This is a genomic window from Streptomyces sp. NPDC127119, from assembly GCF_042677425.1.
Taxonomy (GTDB): Bacteria; Actinomycetota; Actinomycetes; order Streptomycetales; family Streptomycetaceae; genus Streptomyces.
Genome location: NZ_JBHXTO010000028.1, coordinates 71,737 through 81,176, shown reverse-complemented (window position 1 = coordinate 81,176; position 9,440 = coordinate 71,737). Strand labels below are relative to the sequence as shown.

Genomic DNA, 9,440 nt, shown 5'->3' with positions numbered 1-9,440 from the left:
GAAGTACGCGAAGCGGTAGACGTTCTTGAAGCGGACCGCCGAGTTGAGCATCACGGCCGTGATCATCGCGAGGAAGATCATGGGGAAGGTGGCCAGCGCCCAGATGATCAGCGTGTTGCCGATCGAGCTCCAGAAGTCGGTGTCGCTCAGCAGATAGCGGTACTGCGAGAGGCCCGCGTACTCCATCGAGCCGAGGCCGTCCCACCGGTGGAACGACAGATAGAGCGAGAAGCCGACCGGGATCAGACCGAAGGCGAGGAAGAGGAGGTAGAAGGGGGAGATCGCGGCGTACAGCCGCCAGTAGCTGAGGATGCCCTTCTTCGGCTGGGCCGCGGGCGGTTCGGCGACGGGCGCCGGGGGCTTCTCGACCAGGGGTGCGGTAGCCATCAGTAGCTCACCCCCAGGTGGTCCGCGATACGCCGGCACTTGCTCATGGCGTCCTTCCATGCCTTCTCGGGGTTCTTGCCGAGGACGCCGACGTTCTTGATCTCGTCCCTGATCGGCTGCCCGAGCGCCACGTCGTACGGGCTGTTGAAGGCGACCGGGATCTTCTCCGCGGCCGGCCCGTACACGTCCATCGTGATCTGGTCGCCGAAGAACGGGTCGTTCTCCCGCAGCTTCTTCAGCTCGTACGAGGCGGGGGTCGAGGGGAAGAGTCCCGCGTCCATGAAGCCCTGGGCCTGGTTGTCCGCGTTGAGCAGCCAGGTGATGATCTCGAAGGCCTTCTCGGGTTCACGGCACGCCTTGGTGATCGCGAGGAAGGAGCCGCCCACGTTCGAGGGGCCGCCGGGACAGTTCGCGACCCGCCATCTGCCCTTGGTCTTCGGGTACTGGAGCTTGAGGTCGCCCGCCGCCCACGAGGCGTTGAGCTGGCTGGGCAGTTCGCCGCTCTCGGTGGCCGAGATCGAGTCGGGCGTGCCCGTCACGATGCTCGACGCGAGGCCGCGCCGCTTGGCCTCCACGGCACGGTCCCAGCAGACACGCACATGTTCCTGGTCGCCGATGAAGTGCTTGTCCTCGTCGACGAACCGCTGGGTGCCCTGTCCGATCGACATCTCGAAGACGCTGGTGATGTCGGTCAGGATGAACGCCCCGCGCACCCGCTTCTTGAGCTGCTCACCCGCCGCGAAGAACTGGTCCCAGGTGCCCATCTCCTTCGACACGTCGTCCGGTTCGTACGCGAGCCCGGCCTTCTCGTAGACGGCCGGCTGGTAGTACTGCACGACGGGACCCACGTCGATGGGGAAGCCGATGAGGCTGCCGTCGGGGGCCACGCCCTGCTGCCACTTCCAGTCCAGGTACTGGCTCTTGAGCTTCTCCGCGCCGAGTGTGCGCAGGTCCACGAACTGGTCGGCGTTCGGCAGGTACGACGCCATGTCCTCGCCCTTGAGCCCCGCGATGTCGGGGACATGGGCCCGGCCGGTCATCGTGGTGATGAGCTTGGAGCGGTAGTAACCGCCGATCTGGATCGCGTCCAGGTCCACGGCACTGTCGTAACGGGCCCTGGCCTTCTTGACGACGGTGTCGCTCAGGCCGCCGCTCCAGTACCAGAGCACCATGTTCCGGCCCGTCGAGCCGGTCGGTACGGCGCAGCCGGACGCCAGGCTGCCGAGCGCGGTCGCGGCCGTACCGGCCAGTCCCGCGCGGAGCAGGCCCCTTCGTGAGAGCCGCACAGCTCCCACCGCCTTTCGGATGTGTTCGGTCTTCGCATCAGGAGAAACGCATCAGGAGCCAGGCATCAGAAGGGATGCGTCGCGGGAGATGCGTCGGGGGAGATCGGGAGTGCCGTGGGGGCGGGTGGAGTCACCGGGGCGTGGGGAACCGGGGGGCCGGGATCGACGGGCATACGGTCGGTCAGGAAGCCGTACGCGCGCCGCAGTTCGGGATTCCTGAGGGAGCGCCACCACCGGTGGATCCCGTACCAGCCGGGCGCGGCCAGTGCCCCGCCATGCCGCTGTACGGAGAGTCCGGCGGCCAGCACCGCGAAGCGCAGCCGCTCCTCCAGGGGCCAGCCTTCCAGCGAGGCCGCGACGAAACTCGCGCCGAAGACGTCTCCGGCACCCGTCGCGTCCAGCACGTCGGTGGCGAGGGCGGGCACGTCGGCGTGCTCGCCCGTGGTCTGGTCGACGGCGATCGCGCCGTCCCGGCCGCGGGTGACCACGGCCACCGGCACCAGCTCGGAGAGCGCGGAGAGCGCGTCGGCCGCGGTGTCGGTGCGGGTGTACGCCATCGCCTCGGTGTCGTTCGGGACGAAGGCGTGGCACAGGGCGAGCTGGTCGAGGAGGTCCGAGGACCACTGCTGGGTGGGGTCCCAGCCGACGTCCGCGTAGATCTTCGTGCCGTTCGCGGCGGCCTTGGCGATCCAGTCGCGGGGTTCGGCCTCGATGTGCACGAGGGCCGTGCGCGCGGCGGGCGGGTCGCCCATCAGCACGTCCTGCGAGTACGGGGGCTCCTGGCCGTGGGTGACCAGGGCCCGGTCGTGGCCGTACGCGATCGAGACGGTGACGGGGGTGTGCCAGCCGTCCGCGGTACGGGAGAGCGAGAGGTCGATGTGCTCCTGGCCGGCGAGGATCTCACGGCTGTACGCGCCGTAGTAGTCGTCGCCGAACACGGTGGCCAGGGAGGTCGTCAGGCCGTAGCGGGCCGCGGCCACGGCCAGGTTGGCGATGCCGCCCGGGCTCGTGCCCATCCCGTCGGTCCAGATCTCCTCGCCGGGGGTCGGCGGCTTGCCCAGACCGGTCAGGACGAGGTCGTAGAAGAGCAGCCCGGTCAGCAGCACATCGGGCCGCGCGTCGGGCCGTGTCTCACCCACGAGCGCATCCTCTCGTCAAAACTCTTCATTTTCGGTGCACCGAATCGTGTTTCGGTGGACAGGATCGTGCGCGTCTCCGGCACATTTGGCAAGAGTTGAGCAGAACAGAGCATAGAAATGATGGCCGATGACGACTATTGTTCAGGTCGTGCTGGCAGAGCGACGACATCAACTCATCCTGCGGGCCCTGCGCTCCGGTGGCCCCGCGGCCGTGACCGACCTCTCGGAGCAGCTCGGCGTGAGCCCCGCCACCGTCCGGCGCGACCTGCTCAAGCTGGAGGAGGAGGGCCTGCTCACCCGGGTCCACGGCGGAGCGGTCGCCGAGGAGGGCGACCAGCCCTTCGCCGAGGTCGCCGAGGTGCGCGTGGCCGAGAAGGACGCCATAGCGGCCCGTGCGGCGGCCCTCGTCGAGGACGGCCAGTCCGTCCTGCTCGACATCGGCACCACGGCCTACCGGCTGGCCCGGCAGCTGCACGGCCGCCGGATCACCGTGATCACCAGCAACCTCGTGGTCTACGAGGAGCTGGTGGACGACGAGGCCATCGAGCTGGTGCTGCTCGGCGGCATGGTCCGCCGTGAGTACCGCTCCCTGGTCGGCTTCCTCACCGAGGACAACCTGCGCCAGCTGCATGCGGACTGGCTGTTCCTGGGAACGAGCGGAGTACGGCCGGGAGGGCAGGTGATGGACACGACCGTCGTCGAGGTGCCGGTGAAGCGCGCCATGATCGGGGCGGCCGACCGGGTCGTCCTGCTCGCCGACCGCGCCAAGTTCCCGGGGACGGGGATGGCGAAGGTCTGCGGGCCCGAGGACCTGGACGTCGTGGTGACCAACGGACCGGCGGACGCCGGGACGCGGGCCGCCCTGGAAGAGGCGGGCGTACGCGTGGTGCTCACGTGAGCGGCGCACGCGAGGGGTCGACGGCCCCCGGCGTGCGCGGGAACCCGAGGGCGGGCTCCGGGACCGCGATGACACCGGCGGCCCCTGCGGCTCCGGCCGCGCTGCCGGCCCGTCGACCCTGATGACCCCGAGGAACAGCGAAAGGGCAGTTGCGTGAAGCTGACGATTCTGGGCGGCGGCGGATTCCGCGTGCCGCTCGTGTACGGGGCACTCCTCGGCGACCGCGGCGAGGGCCGCGTCACCGACGTCGTCCTGCACGACCTGGACCGGGGACGGCTCTCCGCCGTCGCCCGGGTCCTCGCCGAGCAGGCGGCGGGCCACCCGGACGCACCGGCCGTGACCGCCACCACGGATCTCGACGAGGCACTGCGCGGCGCCGACTTCATCTTCTCCGCGATCCGCGTCGGCGGCCTCGAAGGCCGCGCCGCCGACGAGCGGGTCGCCCTCGACCAGGGCGTCCTCGGCCAGGAGACCGTCGGCGCCGGAGGCATCGCCTACGGCCTGCGCACGGTTCCCGTCGCCGTCGACATCGCCCGGCGCGTCGCCCGGCTCGCGCCCGACGCCTGGCTCATCAACTTCACCAACCCGGCGGGCCTGGTCACCGAGGCCATGTCCCACCACCTCGGCGACCGTGTCATCGGCATCTGCGACTCCCCGGTCGGCCTCGGCCGCCGGATCGCCCGGGTGCTGGGTGCGAACCCGCGCGAGGCCTGGATCGACTACGTCGGCCTCAACCACCTCGGCTGGGTCCGCGGACTCCACGTCGCCGGCCGCGACGAACTCCCGCGGCTGCTCGCCGACACCGACCTCCTCGGCTCCTTCGAGGAGGGCAAGCTCTTCGGCACCGACTGGCTCCAGTCGCTGGGCGCCATCCCGAACGAGTACCTGCACTACTACTACTTCAACCGCGAGGCCGTCCGCGCCTACAGCCAGGCCGAGAAGACCCGCGGCGCGTTCCTGCGCGACCAGCAGGCCGGCTTCTACGAGGAGATGAGCCGCCCGGACAGCGCCGCCCTCACCGCCTGGGACCGTACGCGGGCCGAGCGCGAGGCCACGTACATGTCCGAGAACCGGGAGACGGCCGGGGCGGGCGAGCGCGACGCCGACGACCTCTCCGGCGGCTACGAGAAGGTGGCGCTCGCCCTGATGCGGGCCATCGCCCGCGACGAGCGGACCACGCTCATCCTCAACGTCCGCAACCAGGGCACCCTCGCGGCGCTCGACGCGGACGCCGTCATCGAGGTGCCCTGCCTCGTCGACGCCAACGGCGCGCACCCGGTCGCCGTGGCCCCGCTGCCCGACCACGCCACCGGTCTGGTGTGCGCGGTGAAGGCCGTGGAGCGGGAGGTGCTGGCCGCCGCCGGGTCGGGATCGCGCGCCACGGCCGTGAAGGCCTTCGCGCTGCATCCGCTGGTCGACTCGGTGAATGTGGCACGCAACCTGGTGGACGGGTACACCGCGGTCCATCCTGGTCTGGCCTACCTCAAGTAAGCGCTTTCCCCGCTCGTTACCTGGAGACTTTCATGCACGACGAACGCCGGCGAATCGAGGAGCGCGTCCAGCGCCTTCACGACCAGCGCATCAAGGCCGCGATCTACGCCGCCGCCGTGCCCTTCGAGATCGAGGCATGGCAGGCACCGGGGGAGCCCGTCCCCTTCGAGGAGGCCGCGTCCGCCTCGTACGCGCCCTTCACGACGGGCACCCCGTGGGGCCCGCCCTGGGGCACGACCTGGTTCCGGATGCGCGGGCAGGTGCCCGCAGAGTGGGCGGGCCGGCGCGTCGAGGCGGTCATCGACCTCGGCTTCGTCGGCGACTGGCCCGGAAACCAGGCCGAGGCCCTCGTCCACCTCACGGACGGCACCCCGCTGAAGGCGGTCAACCCGCTCAACCAGTACGTGGCGATCGCCAACCCCGCCGTCGGCGGCGAGGAGATCGACTACCTGGTGGAGGCGGCCTCCAACCCGGACATCCTCGCCGACGACTTCTCGAAGATCACGCCGATGGGGGACATCCGCACCGCGGGCGACAAACCCCTCTACACCTTCCGGCGCGCGGACATCGCCGTCCTCGACGAGGAGGTCTGGCACCTCGACCTCGACATCCAGGTCCTGCGCGAGCTGATGCTGGAGCTGGGCGAGCACGACCCCCGCCGGCACGAGATCACCCACGCCCTGGACCGGGCCCTGGACCTGCTGGACCTCGACGACATCGCCGGTTCCGCCGCCGACGTACGGGCCGCGCTGAAGCCCGCGCTGGCCAAGCCCGCCAACGCCAGCGCCCACATCGTCTCCGGCGTCGGCCACGCGCACATCGACTCCGCCTGGCTCTGGCCGATCCGCGAGACCAAGCGCAAGACGTCCCGCACCTTCTCGAACGTCACCTCGCTCGCCGACGAGTACGAGGACTTCGTCTTCGCCTGCTCGCAGGCCCAGCAGTACGAGTGGGTGCGCGACAACTACCCGAAGGTCTGGGCCCGCATCCAGGAGTCCGTCAAGAAGGGCCAGTGGGCGCCGGTCGGCGGCATGTGGGTGGAGGCCGACGGCAACCTGCCCGGCGGCGAGGCCGTCGCCCGCCAGTTCGTCCACGGCAAGCGGTTCTTCATCGAGCACTTCGGCGTCGAGACCAAGGGCGTCTGGCTGCCGGACTCCTTCGGCTACACCGCGTCCTACCCGCAGCTCGCCAAGCTGGCCGGCAACGAGTGGTTCCTCACCCAGAAGATCTCCTGGAACCAGACCAACAAGTTCCCGCACCACACCTTCTGGTGGGAGGGCATCGACGGCACGCGGATCTTCACGCACTTCCCGCCCGTCGACACCTACAACGCCCGTTTCAGCGGCGAGGAGATGGCCCGCGCCACCCGCAACTACCAGGAGAAGGGCGTCGGCACCCGCTCGCTGGCCCCCTTCGGCTGGGGCGACGGCGGCGGCGGCCCCACCCGCGAGATCATGGAACGGGCGCGCCGCCTCGCCGACCTGGAGGGCTCGCCCAAGGTCGTCGTCGAGCACCCCGACGACTTCTTCGCCAAGGCCCGCGAGGAGTACCCCGACGCCCCGGTCTGGGTCGGCGAGCTGTACCTGGAGCTGCACCGCGCCACCTACACCTCCCAGGCCCGCACCAAGCAGGGCAACCGCCGCAGCGAGCACAAGCTCCGCGAGGCCGAGCTGTGGGCCACGACGGCCGCGCTGCACGCGCCCGGCTACGCCTACCCGCACGACAAGCTCGACCGGCTCTGGAAGACGGTCCTGCTCCACCAGTTCCACGACATCCTGCCGGGCTCCTCGATCGCCTGGGTGCACCGCGAGGCGGAGGCCGAGTACGCGCGCGTCGCCGAGGAGGTCGAGGCATTGACCGCCGAGGCCGTCACCGCGCTCGGCACGGGCGGCGCCCGCGTCTTCAACACGAGCCCCGTAGAGCGCCGGGAGGTCGTGCGGACCGCCGACGGCTCCCTGGCCCACACGGTCGTCCCGGCGAACGGCAGCGCGCCCCTCGGCACCGGTGCGGTCCCGAACCCCGTGACCGTCACCGGCCGCGTCCTCGACAACGGCCTGGTCCGCGTCGAGATCGCCGAGGACGGCACCCTGTCCTCCGTCCGCGATCTGCGCGACGGCGGCCGTGAGGTCCTGGCGGACCAGGGCAACCTGCTCCGCCTGCACACCGACCTCCCGAACTACTGGGACGCCTGGGACGTCGACAAGCACTACAAGAACCGCTACACGGACCTCCTGGACGCCGAGTACGTGACGGTCGTCGAGGACGACCCGCTGCTCGGGGCGATCCGCGTCGAGCGCTCCTTCGGCAACGGCTCGCGCATCACGCAGACGATCAGCCTGCGCGCCGGCAGCCCCCGGATCGACTTCGAGACGGACATCGACTGGCACGAGGCCGAGAAGTTCCTCAAGGCGGGCTTCCCTGTCGACATCCGGGCGGCGCACTCGTCCGCCGAGATCGCCTTCGGCCACATCCAGCGGCCCACGCACACCAACACCACCTGGGAGTCGGCCCGCTTCGAGGTCTCCGGCCACCGCTGGATCCACCTCGGCGAACCCGGCTACGGCGTCGCGGTCATCAACGACTCCACCTACGGCCACGACGTCTCCCGCACGGTCCGCGAGGACGGCGGTACGACGACCACGGTCCGGCTCAGCCTGGTCCGCGCCCCGCGCATCCCCGACCCGGCGGCCGACCAGGGCAGGCACCACTTCACCTACGCGCTGCTGCCCGGCGCGACCATCGAGGACGCGGTCGCCGAGGGCTACTCCCTCAACCTGCCGCTGCGGGTGGCGGACTCGGCGGGCACCCCCGAACCGGTCGTCTCCGTCGAGGGCGAGGGCGTCACCATCGAGGCCGTCAAGCTCGCCGACGACACCTCGGGCGATGTCGTCGTACGCCTCTACGAGTCCCGCGGCGGCCGGGCCCAGGGCACCCTGCGCACGAGCTTCCCGCTGGCCGGCGCGGAGATCACCGACCTCCTGGAGCGCCCGCTGTCCACCGCGGACACGGACGGGAACGGCGTGCCCGTCACCCTGCGCCCCTTCGAGATCCAGACGCTGCGCCTGGCCGTGGCGAAGTGAGGTGAGGTGAGGGACACGCTCATGCGGAAGCGGTGACCCCGTTTCCCATGAACAATTAAGGAAGCGGTAAGAGGGCAGGTCAGGGCTGGTCACGGAGGGTTCGCGGCCCGCCGTGACCCGTCCCCGTTCCCTGCACGACACCTGCGGTTCGCTCGGCGCCCCTGTGATGAGGGGCAGTACGAGAGAAAGGTGTCACCGTGCGAGACCCGCGCATGTCCGCGATCGGCAAGGGGCTTCGGCGCCGCGGCAGACTGATGGCCCAGGCCGTGAGCCCGCCGCGCCGCGGCCTCGACGCCGTACCCGCGCCCCGCGACGCCGAGGGCTCCCGCGCCGAGGACGGTTATGTGGCGCCCCGCGCCCCGCGGCTGGTGGACTCGCCGGTCTTCGTCCTGTCCTGCGTCCGCTCGGGCTCGACCCTCCTGCGGGTCCTGCTGAACAGCCACAGCAGCATCCGCGCCCCGCACGAGATGCATCTGCGCACCCTGCACGTCCATCTCTCCCGCGACTTCACCGCCGACGCCATGCGGGCACTGGAGCTGGACAAGGAGGAGCTGGAGCACACGCTGTGGGACCGGGTGATGCACCTGGAACTCGCCCGCAGCGGCAAGCAGATCATCGTCGACAAGACCCCGCCCAACACCCTCATCTGGCCGCGCCTGCACCGATGTTGGCCCAACGCCCGCTACATCGTGCTGCTGCGCCACCCCGGCGCCGTGGTCGCCTCCCTCACCGACCGCCGCACCGATCCCGACCCCGAGCAGATCCGCGCCGAGGTGCTCGACTACGGCGTACGGCTCGAAGAGGCCCGCCGTACCCTCGACGCCCACGTGATGACGTACGAGGGCCTCACCGCCGATCCCGAGCGGACCACGCGCGCGCTGTGCGCGTACCTGGACGTGCCCTGGGAGAGCGCGATGCTCGACTACGGGAAGAAGGACCACGGCACCTTCCGGCCCCAGCTCGGCGACTGGAGCCCCACCATCAGGTCGGGCCGCATCCAGCCGGCCCGCCCGGCCGACCCGAAGGCCGAACTACCCCCACAACTGGCCGAGTTGGCCAAGGCGTGGGGGTATCCGACCGGTTGACCGGGCATCACCGTGCCGCCGCCGGGGCACGGCCGGTCGCGGATCCGCGACCGGGTCGCCGGCGAGGCGCTGTG

Annotated in this window: 7 protein-coding genes; 4 read left to right on the top strand and 3 right to left on the bottom strand. The window is 70.7% G+C overall.

Annotated features, from left to right (window positions below):
- From ACFVH5_RS15700 to ACFVH5_RS15690, 3 genes are all read right to left on the bottom strand, one after another.
- Positions 1-387, bottom strand: a 387-nt coding sequence (locus tag ACFVH5_RS15700; protein WP_385834233.1) for a carbohydrate ABC transporter permease, incomplete at its 3' end; no start/stop codon positions are given.
- Entirely contained in the window at positions 387-1,673 is a 1,287-nt protein-coding gene (locus tag ACFVH5_RS15695; RefSeq protein WP_385834231.1) for an extracellular solute-binding protein, read from the bottom strand. The genes ACFVH5_RS15700 and ACFVH5_RS15695, both read right to left, overlap by 1 nt.
- Before the next feature lie 65 nt (positions 1,674-1,738).
- Complete coding sequence (locus tag ACFVH5_RS15690; RefSeq protein WP_385834230.1) at positions 1,739-2,812, bottom strand: carbohydrate kinase family protein; 1,074 nt, start codon at positions 2,810-2,812, stop codon at positions 1,739-1,741.
- Positions 2,813-2,960: 148 nt separating this feature from the next.
- Here ACFVH5_RS15690 and ACFVH5_RS15685 point away from each other — a divergent pair, with 148 nt between their 5' ends.
- From ACFVH5_RS15685 to ACFVH5_RS15670, 4 genes are all read left to right on the top strand, one after another.
- On the top strand, positions 2,961-3,710 hold the full coding sequence (locus ACFVH5_RS15685) for a DeoR/GlpR family DNA-binding transcription regulator (protein ID WP_384807258.1): 750 nt from the start codon (positions 2,961-2,963) through the stop codon (positions 3,708-3,710).
- Positions 3,711-3,863: 153 nt separating this feature from the next.
- Positions 3,864-5,201 (top strand): 6-phospho-beta-glucosidase, encoded by a 1,338-nt coding sequence (locus ACFVH5_RS15680; RefSeq protein ID WP_385834229.1) that lies wholly within the window; start codon positions 3,864-3,866, stop codon positions 5,199-5,201.
- Positions 5,202-5,233: 32 nt separating this feature from the next.
- A complete protein-coding gene (locus tag ACFVH5_RS15675) occupies positions 5,234-8,281 on the top strand; it encodes an alpha-mannosidase (protein ID WP_385834228.1) in 3,048 nt (1,015 codons plus the stop codon).
- Between the two features lie 197 nt (positions 8,282-8,478).
- The gene (locus tag ACFVH5_RS15670) at positions 8,479-9,366 is read left to right on the top strand and encodes a sulfotransferase family protein (RefSeq protein WP_385834226.1); all 888 of its coding nucleotides are present in this window, start codon (positions 8,479-8,481) and stop codon (positions 9,364-9,366) included.
- The last annotated feature ends 74 nt before the right edge of the window (positions 9,367-9,440 follow it).